11 protein-coding genes are annotated in these 17,666 nt (G+C 41.5%); 8 read left to right on the forward strand and 3 right to left on the reverse strand.

Annotated elements, in window-relative coordinates; all coding sequences use genetic code 11:
• Both WC955_10655 and WC955_10660 read left to right on the forward strand, forming a co-directional pair.
• Positions 1-556, forward strand: a 556-nt coding sequence (locus WC955_10655) for a sialidase family protein (protein MFA5859507.1), incomplete at its 5' end; no start/stop codon positions are given.
• A 136-nt stretch (positions 557-692) separates the two neighbouring features.
• Positions 693-2,453, forward strand: a complete 1,761-nt coding sequence (locus tag WC955_10660) for a glycogen/starch/alpha-glucan phosphorylase (protein ID MFA5859508.1) — start codon at positions 693-695, stop codon at positions 2,451-2,453.
• 15 nt (positions 2,454-2,468) lie between these two features.
• Here the strand turns inward: WC955_10660 and WC955_10665 are convergent, their stop codons facing one another.
• The 3 genes from WC955_10665 to WC955_10675 all read right to left on the reverse strand — a co-directional run bounded on the left by WC955_10665 (position 2,469) and on the right by WC955_10675 (position 6,823).
• Entirely contained in the window at positions 2,469-4,478 is a 2,010-nt protein-coding gene (locus WC955_10665) for a hypothetical protein (GenBank protein ID MFA5859509.1), read from the reverse strand.
• Between the two features lie 306 nt (positions 4,479-4,784).
• Entirely contained in the window at positions 4,785-6,329 is a 1,545-nt protein-coding gene (gene amrB, locus WC955_10670; GenBank protein MFA5859510.1) for an AmmeMemoRadiSam system protein B, read from the reverse strand.
• A 17-nt stretch (positions 6,330-6,346) separates the two neighbouring features.
• A complete protein-coding gene (locus WC955_10675; GenBank protein ID MFA5859511.1) occupies positions 6,347-6,823 on the reverse strand; it encodes a cyclic nucleotide-binding domain-containing protein in 477 nt (158 codons plus the stop codon).
• 101 nt (positions 6,824-6,924) lie between these two features.
• Between WC955_10675 and WC955_10680 the strand changes: the two genes are divergently transcribed.
• The 6 genes from WC955_10680 to WC955_10705 all read left to right on the forward strand — a co-directional run.
• Positions 6,925-8,280: a TolC family protein gene (locus WC955_10680; protein ID MFA5859512.1), complete on the forward strand. Its 1,356-nt coding sequence runs from the start codon at positions 6,925-6,927 to the stop codon at positions 8,278-8,280.
• Positions 8,281-9,681: an efflux RND transporter periplasmic adaptor subunit gene (locus WC955_10685; GenBank protein ID MFA5859513.1), complete on the forward strand. Its 1,401-nt coding sequence runs from the start codon at positions 8,281-8,283 to the stop codon at positions 9,679-9,681.
• Between the two features lie 15 nt (positions 9,682-9,696).
• Positions 9,697-10,449 (forward strand): ABC transporter ATP-binding protein, encoded by a 753-nt coding sequence (locus WC955_10690; GenBank protein ID MFA5859514.1) that lies wholly within the window; start codon positions 9,697-9,699, stop codon positions 10,447-10,449.
• Positions 10,450-10,459: 10 nt separating this feature from the next.
• Positions 10,460-11,680, forward strand: coding sequence for an ABC transporter permease (locus tag WC955_10695; GenBank protein MFA5859515.1), 1,221 nt, complete (start codon positions 10,460-10,462; stop codon positions 11,678-11,680).
• Between the two features lie 68 nt (positions 11,681-11,748).
• Positions 11,749-12,846, forward strand: coding sequence for an HD domain-containing phosphohydrolase (locus WC955_10700; GenBank protein MFA5859516.1), 1,098 nt, complete (start codon positions 11,749-11,751; stop codon positions 12,844-12,846).
• Positions 12,847-12,866: 20 nt separating this feature from the next.
• The coding region (locus tag WC955_10705; protein ID MFA5859517.1) for a lamin tail domain-containing protein at positions 12,867-17,666 on the forward strand (4,800 nt) is incomplete at its 3' end.

Here is a 17,666-nt window from a genome sequence, read left to right on the forward strand (position 1 = left end):
TTATAGTGAAGTTGAATCTGACGGGAAAACACGGTATGGAGGTTCACATATTGTCTATAGTGACGATCATGGTAAGACATGGCTCCTCGGAGGAACGATGTACCCGAAGATGAATGAATGCCAGGTGGTAGAACTATCTGATGGTTCATTGCTGATGAACAGCAGGAGTAGTAAATGCGGTACCCGCGCGTTTGCGTGGAGTACTGATGGAGGTATTACCTGGCCAAAGATAGAGTATAACACGCCTTTACCTGATCCTGTATGCCAGGCAAGTACGTTGCGTATACGTACCGGTGAAGAAAAACAACCGTATGCGATACTGTTTTCAAACGCTGCAGATTCTAAAGAACGTATTAAGATGACAATACAGATTAGTTATGATGATTGCAAAACCTGGCCGCTAAAAAAAGTTGTATATCCCGGCCCAAGCGCGTACTCGTGTCTTACTCAACTGAATGACGGGATGGTTTTATGTATGTTCGAATCATGGGTAAGAAAAAGGTATGCTAAGATCCGGGTTGCGCGGTTTCCGTTGGCATTGTTAGGTGAAAAATAGTAACTTGAGCCTGTATATCATAAGATAATGTTGTAATGTAAATCTTGAATATTGCGTGTTCTCTTTATATAATTAGCAACTTGTGTAGTTTTGTTGGTGCTCACTTAGCGGATAAGAAGACGGAGTTGTTGTAAAGATGTCAAAAGAAGAAGTTAATATCGAACAGTTTAAAGGCCGGACGGTAGTAGAAGTTGCAATGGAAGTTGCTCTCACCCCTGAAATTCTTGATGAACTCAATAAACAGTTTAACCACAATGTTGCACGGCATGCTGCAATGTCAACTTCTGTTGGAGGAATCGGGCCGCTACTGCGGGAACGTATGGTTGCTATGTCTAATCTTGGAGTTAATGTTATAGGCGTGAGTTTATTATACGACCGGGTATGGAAACAGCGGTGGTATAACTGGGGACAATTATATCTTGAACGCGTGAAAGTAGCGTCATACCTGCGGCAGGTGATGAAGGAAGTTGCAACCATAAATATTAAGATGTATGACGGTACAACGGTACCTACGCGTGTATGGCTTGCGGAGTATGGTAACGCAAAGATGTATTTTCTTGATGAGCCGGAGATTAATATCAGTGTGTATCCCGGGAAAGAGGATGCATTGGCAAAAGTTGCGGATCCTGTGGAATGGGCAGAAACCGCAAGGAGAAAACAAAGCTGGCTGCTTGGCCGCGGGATGCTGACGTTAATGAAGTATCTTAACCAAAAACCTGATTTTATTGTGATGAGCGAAACCCCAACAATATTTGCGCATAACGCGTTGATTACCGACGAGTTTCAGCATGATCCGTTGTTCGAAGATACAAAGTATGTGTTCAATGACCATACACCGTTAGAGTATGCGCATCCAATGTGGACAATTGATACTTTGAAACAGGTGCATATAGATCCTCATTACTACAAGAAACTTCATGAAGATAAGGAACTTCATAAGGTTGATATCACGCAGTTGTTGATATTCATATGTGAAGGCGTATACGGCGTTGCTGCAAAACACGGGGATGTTATGCGTCAGATGCCAACCTTGAAGAAGTTTGCAAAAAAAATTCAAACGGTTACCAACGGTGTCAGCGTGAAATACTGGCAATGCCCGGAGTTGGCTAATTACAAAAATATGAGTGACGACGAAATTATTGCTGTTAAAGACCGTATGAAGAACGAACTTGCGGACTGGGTGTGGTTCCGGTACAAACTATGGTCAAAATGGCGTGAGCTTGCAAAACAAAGGCCGATGATCGTGTGGTCACGCAGGATTACGAGTTACAAACGGATGGATATTTTGTCGCAGATGCTTAAAAACCGTGCGTTTGCGCAACGGTTGATTGCCACACAGGCTACTATCATTATCGGAGGAAGGATACATCAGCAGGATGATCTTTCCAGAAGGATTATTTTTGACTTACTGGACCAGGTGGCAGTATATCCCAGGCTTGAAGAACAAATTGTTGTGTTGGATAATTACAATGTATGGGAAGCACCCAAGATGTTCCATGGTGCGGATGCTAGTATAATGATATCCGATGCGGGAAGAGAAGCGTCTGCTACGGGATTTATGAAAGCGCAGCTTAATGGCGGGATTATAATCGCGTGCAGCGATGGTGCAATACCGGAATCCGTTATTTTTGCTAATGGGGAGAATAATAATGGAAAAATGCCAAACGGGTTCCAGGTACATTATCAAGATGACCAGCCTACCTCAGAGTCGTTACTGTCAGCAATTGAACAGTTTACTGATAACTACCGGAATAAAACAAACCGGGTTAAAATGATCCGTGCGGCACTTGATATGACTGAACAGGTGAGTGTTGAACGTACTGTACGGGAAACACTGGCGTTATTCCACGAGATATGCGGTACTAATTGCCGGAAAGAACTTGCCGGAATAAAGTAATGCGTGTATTATTAACTATCTTTTCCATGGGTTAGGATGATAAAACCCGGGGCCGTGTTCACCGCCGCCATGAACAAATTCTGTCCATCCGTCACAGTCAATGTCGCCTGGGCAGCCGAAGTAAAACATTTTTGGTAATCTCTCGGCGTAATGCCATTCACGTATGCCGTTAGTGTCAGTATGACGTATAATACGGTTACCCAGCGCGTTGGTTACTAATAAAAGTTCTATATTTCCGTCGTTATCAAAATCACCGGAGTTTATCCTAGAATTATGGTTTTGTTTTATTAATACTTCGCTGCCATCAACGATAAAAGGGTGTGGTTCAGATAGTACAGGATAGGTTCCCGGTGTACGGATGATTTTGTGCCATACAAGTTTTCCGCCTGGATTAGGGTCAGTCTTGTGTCCGAGCTGGTATGTCGCACCACTGATTACCAATTCGTCTAAGCTATCACCATCAACGTCGAGTAAACAGCAATACGCACGGTTGTGATGCTTAATTTCGTGGCCGTTGATATCTTTTATACGCCCGCAGGGGGTAAATTTTTTTGGGAACGTACCGTCTTCAGTTCGGTGGCCTTTAAAAAAGTATATATGGCCGGTATCACCGCCAATAATGAGGTCGTCAACTCCGTCATTATCCCAGTCTGTTATAAAAGGTGATTCGTTGGTAAATTCTTCATATCCCGTAGGGTCAGTCTCGCCAATCGTGTGGATCGGAGATCCTGTATCATCAACTAATTGTTCGGGGTACGGGTTGAAAACGGGTTTGGAATGGTCAGTACTGATGTTGTACCATATCTGTATACCGTGGCCGCCTTCCATAATATCAGGACGGCCGTCATTGTTAAAATCTCGGATTATTAGTTTTGTGGCCATTGAGAGAGTAACATTTTCCTGGCATAGGTAACTGTCTAGCTTGAGTTTTGGTGTGTGTAAATCCAGTGAGATATTTTTGTAAATCCTGATTTTACCGCCATCACCGGCAAGTAAATGTTTTTTCCCGTCATTGAACCAGTCCAATGCTGCAATATAGTCATGAAAAAATGCGTAAATGCGATTACCGTCACTGTCTGATAAAAACCCCTCGTTCTTTAGTAATGGTGTGCCGTCTTTCGCAGTCCCAATGTTGCGGTAAAACAAGATCCCGGATTTTTTACGGTCGCCGCATGCGATGAGAATGTCCGGTTTACCATCAGAATCCCAGTCTACGATATGCGGTTTAGCAAAGAAGCCGTCAATATCTTTTGCACCCCAAACGCCCTTACCTACGCGTATGACATTTCCTTCGTGGTCTTTAAGCATTGTTGTTGGACGCGAGAATATTTCGCTTTTTGCTAAGGGATCAAGCTTGGATAATGTAAACGATGGTAGGGACGAATCATCTTTACGCTTGTTTTTATGGTAGTGTTCCCCTGTATATTGAGGAGTTCCGCGGCCTTGCGACTTGTCCTCAAGTAACCATATTACGCCAGTTTGGTCGCCGATTATAAGATCCCGTCCTCCATCGCCAAACCAGTCAATAACCTCAACTAACAAATAGTTATAGAATCTTTCGTCTATATAACCGTTAAGTGTGTCCATTTCGAATGCAGGATGCCGGTATTCAATTGAAAATATTTTTCCATCAACATCGCGCAGGGGTTCTACCGGGTGATACTCTGGAAATATTTCTTTTGATTTTGCTCGGGCAAGGTAGAGTATCGAATTACGGGTATTAAGGATAAGATCGTTTGTCCCGTTACCGGAGTAATTTATTATTGTAGGCGTTACAATATAATCTGGTGTTTCCGGGACTAATATTTTTGTTTGGACATACTGGTCACGGTTTTTCGAATCCTTCTTATGTTCAAATAACCGTATCGGTGCGGTTTCAGCACCAACGCCGCCACAGATTATTTTATGCTCGCCATCCGATGTTTTTATTACACGGAACTTTGACCCGCATCCGCCAAACATTAACGGGCCATAATCGCCTATTAACGGTATCGCCGGGGGGAAGGTTAGTTTTAATTGATCCATATTTTGTAATCCCTCCATACTAAATTTAACTTTGTTTAATTATACATAAAATTATTAAGCAACTGCTTATTACACCTCGGGAGTTGACTTTTCAGTGATTAAAAGTATAGAATGATTGTCAGTAATGTAGAGAATTAATAATTATTACTTAAGAAAGACGGAGGAGTTTGAACGATTATGGGTAGCAGAGCAAAGAGCCCGCAGGCAAAAAGAAGGTTTCAGATACGTCAACGGCATCATAGACGCGTTAAACGCCAGAAACTAGCGGCTAAAGCAAAAATAGCTGCGAAGAAATAGTTTTAAGACTTACTTCCCGTGTTCCTCAAACGGGAATACCGTGAAAGTATAAATATCCGTCCCATCCTTTTTCCATGCATCCGGAGGTAGGCCAGCTTTATGCGCGCATAAGGAGGACATAAACTGTTCAGTATTCCATCCGGTTTCATCCCATACTTGAGGAAGATATAACCCGCCCCGCATACCTTTACGTACCAAAACACCGGTTTTATTGGGAATAATGTCATCAACCGCGGATTGTTTTAACGGTGAGAGTACAGAAATTTCAATTGATATTTTTGTTAACTCATCTTTGGTTACCGGAGTGAATCTGGTGTCTTCAAACGCAGCGGCTTGTGCCATATGGATTACAGCTTTGTACAATTCCTCTTGCGGAGTTGTGGTGCCGATACAACCGCGGAGGCCAGTGCCTGTGCGTAAGGTTACGAATACCGCAGCCTGGTTTTTTAGTTCATCAAGTTTTGGTGTGTATTTCATTTGTTTGTTATCCAGTGCCTGAGTAATACTTTCCCGTGCCAGGCGTAATAGTTCGGTTTGCGCTTCTACGGATACACTAAATTCTTTTTTCATCACAGGTTGTGCTCCTTTGTTAATAATATTTTTTTTACCTGATTTTAGGTATACCGCAGCGGTATAGCCAACAACACTGTCTTTATTCCCGTACTTCGGTACGTCACCGGAGTTCGCGTAGGTTAAGATTTTTATTGTGTCAGCACCTAAAACTTTGGAGGCGGTAGTTATCGCATAAACCACGCCTTCCCCACAAAAAACACAGTGGAGGTTTGGTATGTTTTTTGTCTCAACTGAACGGATATAACTGTTGATTTGGTTTATATCAAAAGATTCTAATGCTTTTAGTACTCCGGTATCAACAGTTTGCGCATCCTCATATTTTGGGTAGTGTGACATATCTGTTGAACCTATCAGAAGTACGCGTTTCTTTTCTTCTTTAACGGCTTCGCCGATTGCAGTACCGATCTGCGATGAAATATCTGTTCCAGGGTTTCCAATGAGTATAGGCACTATTTTTGTGCCAGGTAATACTTTTTGGATAAAAGGTAGCTGGACTTCGATTGAATGCTCGTTATTATGTGCTGCAGGGAGTGGTTTTATAAGGTTATTGGATTTGTTTATTATTTTCTCGGCTAAGATATTGTCTATTTCTATATAACCAAGCGGGGTTTCAAATTTTCCTTTGGGATACACAGCTGCGATGTTCTCCAAAGAGTATCTATGTGACAATCCAATGATAATTACCGTATCGTAAGTTTTACCTTTTACCTGATTATACGCATACGCAGCGATACCCCCGGAGAAAATGTAGCCCGCGTGAGGGGATAATAACGCTGTGATTGTTCCAGGTAATTGCTTCTGCAGCGCGTTGGACATAAAATATTCAATCATTTGTTCGAGGTCCGCTTTGCTGTCGGGGTAAAACTGCCCTGCGACAGTGGTTTTACGTACCGGCAGGTTTTCGGTACAGCCCTGTGAAGCGGTTAGTACCAAAAAGGTTAGTACCGTGAGTGCGGTTCGAATATATTTTTTTGTGTGCATATAAGGAAATGTGTTTTTTACATGCCTAACAGGCGTTTACTTAAGTCTTTGATAGTATCATCTGTTGAACGTAGTTTGGAGACCAGGTCGGTGATTACCTGCAAAAAAAATTTTGTCGCGAGTACAGGTTGTTCTTTTACTAGTTTATCAATAGATTTTGTGTTCAACGAATAGAGTTTGCTTTCAAAAAACGCTATTGAAGTTGCGGAACGGGATTTATGGTCAAATAATGTGAACTCACCGAAGATATTACCCGCGTGTAACCGTGTAAGCGTAAGTGTTTCACCGGTTTCACGGGAGGGAATAAGTTTTTTTATGTCCACAATACCAGATTCTATTATGTACATACGGTCACCGGGATCGCCTTCTTTAAAGATAACACTGTTTTCTTCAAAATGTTCTTCTTCGAGTAGTGTGGCAAAATATTTTAGTTCGTCTTCATTCAATGGTTTGAATATTGGTATTTTGTGTAAAAACTTAAGTATTTCTTCCATAACAATAGTTATTCTATGTTAATTACTGTAGTAATGTCAAATTGTGTATTGCTAAAAAACAGTATGTAAACTTATTGAGTAAAGGAAATGTCTAATTAAATATGATAGAATTTACTGATTTGATAAATGAAAAAGTGAGGTATGGAAACAGTATTGTGATCAAAAAGTTGGTGATAGCGTCAGTAGTTATGGTATTATGTTTAGTCGCAAGACAATGCTCCGCAGCGGATACCGTTAATAATTCTATGGGTACGATTACAACGGTGTTAACCCTTCAAGACTGCCTTATGTTCGCGGTGAAGCATCACCCGTCATTAAAGACTTCAAAAGGAAATATTGAGATTTATACCAACCGTTATAACAAAGCTGTAGCAGATTACCTGCCTGACTTTAGTTTAAGCAGCGGATACTCCCGGGCTGGGGGGGTAGAGAAAAAGGATTCAGAAAGTTATAGTGCCGGGCTTAACGCGTCACAATTGGTTTACGACTTTGGGCGTGTCCCTGCATTAATTGAAATTGCAAAGCTTAACCTTGAACTCCAAAAACTTGATATGTTGAACACACAGCAAAATCTTGAGGTTAACGTAACCCAGGCGTATTATAGTTGCTTGCTTGCTCAACAAGCGCTGAAGTTACAGGAAAAAAATGTTGTACAGATGGAACAGTATCTAGGCCGTGCACGCGCGTTGTTTGAAGTGGGTAACCGTCCGAAGTATGATGTAACAAAAGCGGAAGTAAACCTTAGTAATGCAAAGTTGAATTTTATTAAAGCTAGGAATAAGTTGAGGCTGGCTAATATAACGTTGAATAACGCTATTGGTAAAACTAAACAAAATGAGAGTTATGTTGTTGATGATAATATAAATTTTGAAATTCAAGAAGTAAAAGATATTGAAAAACTGAAATCTGCTGCGTTAAAGAAACGTGTTGACTGGTTATCCAGTAAAATCCGTGAAAAAATTGCAGTCATCAATCTTGGGAATAGTGTCCGTGCATTTTTACCGACACTTAATGCCAGCGGGGGGTATAGATGGAGCGGGAGCGAGTTTCCTCTTAATGAAACATGGTCACTGGGGTTATCCCTGAATATGTCTATATTCACGGGGTTCAGCAAAATTAATGCATACCGAGAATCTGAAACTAACCTGAAGAATGTACGGACTAGCCAGGAAACGTTGATACAAACAATTATCCTGGATATTGAACAGGATTATGCTGTGTTAGAAGAAGCAGTGGAACGTATCCGCGCAACTGAAGGGATTGTTAAACAGGCAAAGGAAGCGTTGGAACTTGCCGATGCGAGGTACTTCAACGGTGTGGGGTCTATTATCGAACTTACCGACGCACAGGTGTCATTATTCTCAGTGGAGAATAGTTATATACAAGCAGTGTGTGATTATTACACTGCAAAAGTTAATCTCGAAAAAAGTAGTGGTGAAATGGAGTATAAAAAGTAAATGAAGAAAGGTATTATTTGGGGAATAGCTGGAATTCTGGTGGTTGGAAGCTTTACCGCGTTTTTGTTTTATAAACAACAGGAAAACCGTAAGGTAAAGTACAAAACCGTAAAAATAGCCAGCGGGAATATTATTAAGAGTATAATTACTACCGGTACGTTAAACCCTGTCACACTTGTTGAAGTAGGCAGCCAGATTTCCGGGAGGATTAAGGCGGTTAATGTTGATTATAATTCTCTGGTGAAGCAAGGTGATATTATAGCGGAGATAGATCCCGCAACGCTTAATGCGCAGTTATTAAATGCGGAAGCGGCATTAACTAAGGCACAGATTAATGTTAAGGAAGCTAAACGCAAACTTGACCGCACAAAAGCGTTATTTGAGAAACAACTTGTTGCGCAAAGTGAGCTTGATACTGCAGAGACTGATTACGAACTTTCCTTGGCAAACCAGAAACAGGCGGAGTCAAGCCTTAACCAGGCGAAGACAAATTTAACCTATACAATAATACGTTCCCCGATTGACGGGGTGGTTATTTTAAGAAGAATAGACCCCGGGCAGACTGTTTCCGCGAATTTGTCCGCACCGACATTGTTTAATATTGCAAATGATCTTAAGAGAATGCAGATTAACGCGTCAGTAGACGAGGCGGATATCGGAGGGATTAAGCCCGGGCAAAAAGTGTTCTTTACCGTAGATGCGTTCCCGGAAGAAAAGTTTTTAGGTATCGTTGCGCAAGTAAGGTATTCTCCTACGGTAACACAGAATGTTGTTACCTACGACGTAATTATTAATGTGAGGAATGAACAGATGAAACTGCGGCCCGGGATGACTGCTAATGTTACTATTGTTATTGACCGCCGGCAGGGGGTGTTAAAGATTTCAAATGCAGCATTACGGTATAAACCTCTTGCACTGTATATCTCAAATAATGAAGGGAATAGCGGGACAGAGAGTAAACTGTTGTATACAAATAAAATATCGTCTGCAACTACAACTCAAGCAGTAGCTGCTGCTAAAGCCGCTACACCTTTTACTACTAAGAGCAGTACTGATAAGCAACGTCAAGGTGAACGCAGTGGCGCGGGTAAGCGTAAAGGTTTAGATAAAACAAAGGAAGATAAACCGTTAGGAATGTCGGGTAATGAGGATCTTACAGGTATACCGTTTGTAGAGAAGCCATTACCTAAGATATGGCTTTTGCGTAACGGTAAGCCGGTAAGTGTTGAAATTGAAATTGGAATAACTGACGGTAAATATTCCGAAATATTGTCAGGGAACCTTAAAGCTGGAGATGATGTTGTGACTGAAGAATATATGGGTAAGCTTAAAGGCAATACAGGAGTTTCCTCTCAACAATCCTCGCCATTTATGCCGGGTGGTCTCGGTGGGAGGCGGTAGGTAGTATAATAATATATGGATAACGGTTTAGTAATCAAGATTTCTGATGTACACAAAATTTACAATATCGGTGAAATAAAAGTCAATGCATTACGCGGTGTATCGTTTGAAGTTAAATGTAATGAGTTTGTAGCGATCATGGGCCCGTCAGGTTCAGGGAAGTCTACAATGATGAATATTATCGGCTGCTTGGACAGCCCGTCAAGCGGCAGTTATTTTTTGGATGGTATAGACGCTGCAAAGCTTAATAAAGACCAGTTAGCGGAAGTTAGAAATAAAAAAATTGGTTTTGTATTCCAGAACTTTAACCTTTTATCCCGTACAATGGCTTTGGAGAATGTCGAACTGCCGATGATGTACAATAATGTCCCGAAGGTAGAACGCCATAAACGCGCAAAAGAAGCCCTGGCGGTCGTCGGGCTCGCAAAACGCGCGAAAAATTATACTACACAGATGTCCGGGGGTGAACAACAACGCGTGGCAATTGCGCGTGCGTTGGTGAATAACACACCGATAATTTTGGCGGATGAACCCACAGGAAATCTTGATACACGTACCAGTGTAGAAATTATGAGTATTTTTCAAGCGCTTAATGATAAGGGTATCACGATTATTATTGTCACACACGAGCATGATATTGCGCAGTACGCTAAACGTAAAGTCGTCTTCCGTGACGGTAAGATTGTATTGGATGAGTCTATCCCCGATAGATTAGTTGCAACTGAGGTTATAAAGTCTTTGAATACAGATGTAACAGGATATAGGTAAATAATAGTATATGAGTTTATATTTGGTACTGCAACTGGCATTCCGTGCGTTACGGCGTAATATGTTACGTACTTTTCTCACAACACTAGGGATAATAATCGGTGTCGCATCGGTTATCACGATGGTAGCTATTGGGCAGGGGGCAAAGGAATCAATCCGTGCATCTATTGCGAGTATGGGAGTTAATATCTTATTTATTTCACCATCAAGCCCTAACCGTGGAGGTGTGTCATTAGGAGCGGCACAAGGTGTATCCCTGACTGATGAAGATGCAGCGGCTATTGCATCGGAATGTTCTTATGTACGATATATATCCCCGACTGTACAAACGTCTTACCAGATTGTGTATGGTAACCTTAACTGGTCAGCGTCGATTATCGGGTGTAATGCCGATTACTTAAGTATCCGTGACTGGCCGTTGTTTACCGGCGAATTTCTTAGTGAACAGGAAGTGCGTACCGCCGCGAAAGTGTGTGTTATAGGTAAAACAGTGACGGATAGGCTTTTCCCTACAGGCCAGGATCCTGTTGGCGAAATTATACGTATAAAAAAGGTTCCTTTCAGGATTATAGGTACGCTTATTCCCAGAGGGCAGTCTTCGTTTGGGCAGGATCAGGATAATGTTGTGATGATACCCTATACTTCCGCGCAAAAACGTATTGCCGGGCGCACAAGATGGTTAACTTTTATGGTTTCTGCGGTTACTCAAGACCTTATGGTTCCTGCTCAGGAGCAGATACGTGACCTCCTGCGTCAACGTCATAAGTTACGTCCTGAGGATGAAGATAATTTTTCTATACGCAACCAGACAGATATCGCAAACATGGCGTCTTCCACAGCGCAGGTGATGACGTTATTGTTGGGAAGTATAGCATCAATTTCTTTACTTGTCGGCGGGATCGGGATAATGAATATTATGTTGGTATCCGTAACTGAACGTACCCGCGAGATCGGTATACGTATGGCGGTGGGTGCAAAAGAAAAGGATATTATGCTGCAGTTTCTCGCGGAGTCTATCGTAATAAGCCTTACCGGCGGGATTGTGGGGATTATACTGGGAACATTTTTTTCCTGGGCAATATCGTTATTACTAAACTGGCGGACCAGCGTTTCACTGAGTTCTGTAGTATTATCATTTTTATTCTCCGCGTTAGTCGGTGTGTTCTTCGGGTATCAGCCTGCAAGGAAAGCGGCAAAACTTAATCCTATAGAAGCACTCCGGTACGAGTAGGGTTCTATCTTTGTTATTGCGCAGGCATATCTCTTTATGTAAAATATTATTAGAAGAAATTACGGTATATGAAAACAAAAATTGTTATTGTAGATGATGATAGGCAGTCAGCAGAGTTGATGCAAGCCTGCTTAAACGCAAAAGGGTATGATACTGTATTTACCACAAATCCTGGGAGTGCTATAGGCATGATCTCTGACTTAAAACCGGGGTTAGTTTTGGTGGATGTCATGATGCCTGGCGTTAATGGTATAGATCTCTGTAAAGAAATTAAATCGAAATACGGTATTCCTGTAATCATTATGACAGGCCTTTCCGACCGTGAGGTTAGAATTGAAGCTTTGACTGCTGGAGCGGATGATTTTATTAATAAACCCGTTGAAAAACTTGAACTCCAGTTAAGGGTTGGTAATATTCTTGCTACAAAAGAGTACTCTGACTACCTGCTTACGCATGCGAATGAGCTTGAGAATAAGGTTAATGAGCGTACAAAGGAGTTGCAGGATGCTTTAGCTAACATCGATAAGCTTCATCAGGACATTATTAATAGGTTGCTCCGTGCCGCGGAATTCCGTGATGACGAGACCGGGAAACATATTTTGCGTGTAAGTAAATACAGCAGGTTGATCGCGCAGGAGCTTGGATGGGAAGGGTTGAAGCTTGATATGCTGGAACAAGCGTCGCCAATGCATGACGTCGGAAAAATCGGTATCCCTGATAATATACTGCTGAAACCCACGAAGTTGTTGCCGGAAGAATTTGAGATCATGAAAAAACATACGATCATCGGTGCGAGAATTCTTGCAGGGTCAAGTTTTCCGTTGATACAAATGGCGCAGGAGATTGCGTTGACGCATCACGAAAAATTTGATGGGTCAGGGTATCCACAGGGGTTGAAGGGTAAAGAAATTCCGATAGTCGGGCGTATTGCCGCAATAGCTGATGTATACGACGCGTTGATCTCACGGAGGCCGTATAAACCTGCTCTCGAAAATAAAAAAGCGGTTGAAATAATTAAGGTGTCGGTCGGTACACATTTTGATTCACACGTTGCGGAAGCGTTTTTTTCGGTAATTGATAAAATTGAAGAAATAAAAGATAAATACAGTAATGATGACGAGATGAAACCTGAAATCGCGTTGGAGAATATTTACACTCGGGGATAGTTCGTACTTGGGGTTACTTAATGCTGGGCGAGTCGCTGCTGTTAAAAACAGTAATACTGTGTATTTCAATATTTTTTGTTACAACGGTTAACCTACCTGCCGGGAGTTATGGTTATGATGACAATGGTTTTGTTATCAATCATACGTCTGATACTTTTCGGTTGGATGCGTCCAATAAACTTATAGCATATCGTTTTCATTGCCCGGGTAATAGTGTTCTTGATAAAGTGCATGTATACCTTAAATATCCATCTGCAGAGTTAAGGTACTATAAACTTACTCTATACAATGACAATGCCGGGGTGCCTTACACACTGGTTTGCTCAACTGATTTTGCAGCCGGAGCGGATACCGGGAATAATAAATGGTTTATTGTTGACCTTCCCAATACTGCTCTCACCTCCGGAGCGGTGTATCATGTAGTTATCAGTACAACAATTGAAAATGCGCCGTATGAGGTTAATTCTTCAACTTACATAATCCCGTATGCCACGTATCCCAATAATAACAGTATACCGTCTTCCGGGGAAACAGATTATAGCTTGAACGTTTTGGGTTATGGTTTTGGTAACACACAAGCTTGGATGGTATTGGATCTGCAACCCGTATTTATTCTGGAATTCACAGACGGGGTATTTTGGGGTAATCCTTATGCGTATGCTACACAATCAAATACCAGTATGTCAACGGGATACCAGATTTCAGGGGCAACACAAACAGGGAATTCGTTTACAATAAACAGTAGTACCATGGAATTCACAGGTTTTTCTGTATACTTGCGTAAATCGGGGATACCGGTTGATATTTTATACTACGACCTTCGTGGACCGGATAATTATTCAATACTGATAGAAAGCGGCCCGGTAACGGCTGCCAGTGAGGTTGCCACAGCGTTTTCATGGATTACACAAAAATTTTATTACGGCCGGGTTTTTTGTAAGGACAGAAAATATTTTCTTACATTAAAATCACCGGGTAGTTATGGTACTGGTAATGCATATACTCTTAATGTATTAACTAATAACAGTGGGAGTACGTCGGTAACTAATAGGTACAATACATCTACTTACGGAGGGACACTAGGAGGGACTTTTGTTAAATACATCGAATCTACGCAGGTACTCACAGAAACAGGAACGGCGTACCAGCGCGATGTTGCGTTTCGGTTGATTACAGATGACCACCCGCCTAGTGTTAATTTTGAAGTACTTGATCTAGTGATCAACGAAGTTGCATGGATGGGTACCGATGCGAATTACCGGCATGAATGGGTTGAACTTTATAATAATACTACAAATCAAGTTACTCTTACTGGATGGAAGTTTTGTAGTAATACGTCAACTATAACACTCACGGGTACCATTTCTGCTGGCGGGTATTATTTGATAGAAGATACAGAACCAGCAACATCAGTTACGGCGGATATAGTTGCAGGAGTAAGTCTTAGTAACAACCCCTTCGGTGAAAAACTTGTACTGTATAGTCCCGCAGGAAATGTTGTTGATACTGTTAATTGTGAATGTGTGTCATGGTATGGCGGTAATAATACAGTGCCTAAACAGTCAATGGAACGCGTGAATACGCGTGTTCCCGGTGATATATCGTCAAACTGGGCTTCTAACAACAAAAAATATTTTAATTCTGCGGATGCAGATGGTAATACCATATATGCCACTCCAAAATCTACGAATAGCGTTTCTTATCCTCCGGAGGTAGTTATTCCAGAACCCGGCTTAACGGGTTATGAGTTAAGAATTAATGAGTTCGCGGTGGAACAAACCAGTTCCGATGGGTATGATTGGGTGGAGATATATAATCCTGCGGAGAATGGTATTAACTTATATGGCCTTGAATTCTATGAATTAGCGTATAGCAGTTATGTATACCTTGAAAAGTTTGAGGGTGACTGGACATTACCCGCAACGTCGTATCTTGTGTTAAGGTTTAATTATCCCCGTAATATGTCTAACCCAATGTTTGTAGACGGGTATTACGAAATTTATACTGACAAAAATGGTTTGAGTTCCGGTGATAATTGCTTATTTCTGAAATCAAATACCGGGCAGCTGCTGGATTTTGTTGCATGGGCAAATATGAATGGTGTATTGACTAATAAAACATCGTTTCAGTCGGTATACAATCTCGCGGTATCAACAGGACAGTGGCATGGGTTGAAAACTATTGATGAAGCGGTGATCGAATCCTGGGTGGTAAATTATAAGTATGGCAGTAGAAATACTGCATTATCGCGTGATGCTGATTCTACAGACGGTACTAATCCATCAAAAACTGAGTGGCACTTATCCAAAACACCGACACCGGGATTACCCACACGGGGAAAGAAAAATCGAATACCTGATACTACAGCCCCGTCAAAGATTACTGATTTACACTGTAGAAAAGGTGATAACCGCGGAACAGTGAAGATTAAGTGGACGGCAGTGGGGGACGACGGGACTGTTAATACTGCAAGCGGATACGTTGTTAGGTATGCGACTTATATGATAGTAACCTCCGCGGATATTGAGAAAGCAAATAATTGTTATAACGCGTCAGTAGATAATACTGCTAATGATATATTTTGGTTACCAAAAGGTTCGGGGGAAACTGAGAGTTATGAGATAGGCGGGCTGCAGCCGGGTGTAACATATTTTGTTGCGGTAGTAACAGAAGATGAACAGCCAAACTATGCTGTGATATCAAATACGGTATCGGCAGTAGCGGCAGATATTGCCGGATCTAATATAAGAATCAATGAAATTGTTCCGTTGAGTTCAGATGGTAAGGATTGGGTTGAATTGTATAACGCAAGTATAAGCACTGTGAATTTATCAGGGTGGAAATTATACGGGATAAAATCAGGAAGTGAAAGCCAATCAATAATCAAAACCTTTCCGGAGATAAGTATTGCTGCAGGTGAGTATATTGTAGCGCATCTAGAACAGGCTGACCTTCGCGGGTTTGAGGGCGTAGTAATTCTTCGTGATAACGGTGGAAATTTAGTGGATTTTGTTGCGTATTCACAGGGGATAAAACCTTTCTGGGACAATATATGGGATGATGCAATGTTTTACCATCAATGGTCAGGTGCTGATAAAAGTGTAGTGTATGCTGCAGATTGGGCTGGCGGGAATACTGAAAAATCGCTTGGGAGAAGTATAACGTCATCTGATACAGATGATGTTGGTATTGCTAAAACTGATTGGCGTGTTTACGCGATACCTACAAAAGGGAAACAAAATGATGGTATTGCACCGGGGCAGGTTACGGATTTAGAGGTTATAGTTTCTTCATCAGTTGGAGATGGTATGGCGTACTTAACATGGACCGCGCCGGGGGATGACGGAACTTTTGGCAGTGTCACAAATGGTAAGTATGAACTTTATGGGAGTACAATCTCATTATCCGCGTTTGGTAACTATTCCGCATGGTGGGGATTCATATCATCATCTGCGGTGGGTATCAGTATAAGTACCGGTATTGTTACGGAGAGGTACGGAATAACGTTCTCGACGGTAAGTGTTGAACATATAAAGGTTGAGGTTGTTATCAGTACAACGGTTAGATATGGCGTAAAACTTGGGGTTGAGATTTCCGGATTAATACCCGGGGATACATATTACTGGGCTTTAAAAACGTATGATGATATTGGGAATAGTTCGTTTGATACACGGTTTGTACTAAATATCAGTACTTTACAAGTATGCGGTTTTACGGGTAATACTGTACCATTGAAACCGCAGTGGGTATTTTCTCATCCATTCACCCGCAGTACAGGGACAATAATGCTTGCATGGTCTCCCAATACCGAACTTGATATTCTGGGATACAAGGTGTTTATGTCTACATCAATTGATTCTGGGTATGATGAAGTTATTACTCTCTACAACGGTACGACGGGGTTTGTCAAAGGTGTGGATGATACAAAGACTTATTATTTTAAATTATATGTCCAGGATATTACCGGGTATATGATGGGATCTGATGTTTTAACAGTATCTTCTGACGTATCAATGCCTGTGTTGACTCATACGGTTATTAGTGAGATAAATATGTTTTACAATAAAATTAAATTTGTTTATTCAGCTGATGATAATAACGGTGTCTTATTCGTAACTTTGGTGTACTTCCTGGATGGAGAGACGGCGGTAACCCACACACATACATACGGCAATGCGGTTAATTGTACTGGTATAAAAGAGTTTGAAATTAATGGTGTCAGTCATAAAACTGAACTGTATTACTATATCGCGGTATATGATACCGCAGGTAATGCGGTTGCCAGTACGGGTGATACCGTTATTGCGGGTAATGTTTTGAATGTATCGTCACCGCATAAGATTGTTGTCAGTGATACTGTTAATACATTACCCGGCAGTACCGGGGAAGTTATCCTACGTGATGGTAATTGTTCGGATGGAGAGACAAAAATTGTAGTAACCGCAGAAACTGATAAATACACGAGTTATTCTATCACAACAAAAAACACGGATGAGGTGCCATCTTCAAGGAATACAGGTACTATTGATACCTCAGTAAATGCCGGGATACCGGTGATTGCGTATGAGTTCGGTCCCGGAGATAAGGTGTTTAGTCAGCCTGCAACTTTAACGCTTTTGTATCTCGATAATGATGATGATGGTAAACCTGAATCCATTAACGGAAATGAGTTGGAGATCAATGAATCACAACTACGTGTATTTTATTGGACTGGTACGCAATGGGGAATTATTGGGGGTGTGGTTGATAGCCGTATGAATGTTATAACCGTAAAAGTTGGAGCTCTCGGTACCTACTCCGTGTTTCCGTTTAATACACAG

It is taken from the genome of Elusimicrobiota bacterium (assembly GCA_041658405.1).
Lineage (GTDB): Bacteria > Elusimicrobiota > UBA5214 > JBBAAG01 > JBBAAG01 > JBBAAG01.

Bases quoted from the DNA above. Each gene is read 5' to 3' on its own strand.
- WC955_10680 (MFA5859512.1), top strand. From the start codon at position 6,925: ATGATAGAATTTACTGATTTGATAAATGAAAAAGTGAGGTATGGAAAC.
- WC955_10660 (MFA5859508.1), top strand. From the start codon at position 693: ATGTCAAAAGAAGAAGTTAATATCGAACAGTTTAAAGGCCGGACGGTA.
- WC955_10690 (MFA5859514.1), top strand. From the start codon at position 9,697: ATGGATAACGGTTTAGTAATCAAGATTTCTGATGTACACAAAATTTAC.
- WC955_10675 (MFA5859511.1), bottom strand. From the start codon at position 6,823: ATGGAAGAAATACTTAAGTTTTTACACAAAATACCAATATTCAAACCA.
- WC955_10700 (MFA5859516.1), top strand. From the start codon at position 11,749: ATGAAAACAAAAATTGTTATTGTAGATGATGATAGGCAGTCAGCAGAG.
- WC955_10685 (MFA5859513.1), top strand. From the start codon at position 8,281: ATGAAGAAAGGTATTATTTGGGGAATAGCTGGAATTCTGGTGGTTGGA.
- WC955_10695 (MFA5859515.1), top strand. From the start codon at position 10,460: ATGAGTTTATATTTGGTACTGCAACTGGCATTCCGTGCGTTACGGCGT.
- amrB (MFA5859510.1), bottom strand. From the start codon at position 6,329: ATGCACACAAAAAAATATATTCGAACCGCACTCACGGTACTAACCTTT.
- WC955_10665 (MFA5859509.1), bottom strand. From the start codon at position 4,478: ATGGATCAATTAAAACTAACCTTCCCCCCGGCGATACCGTTAATAGGC.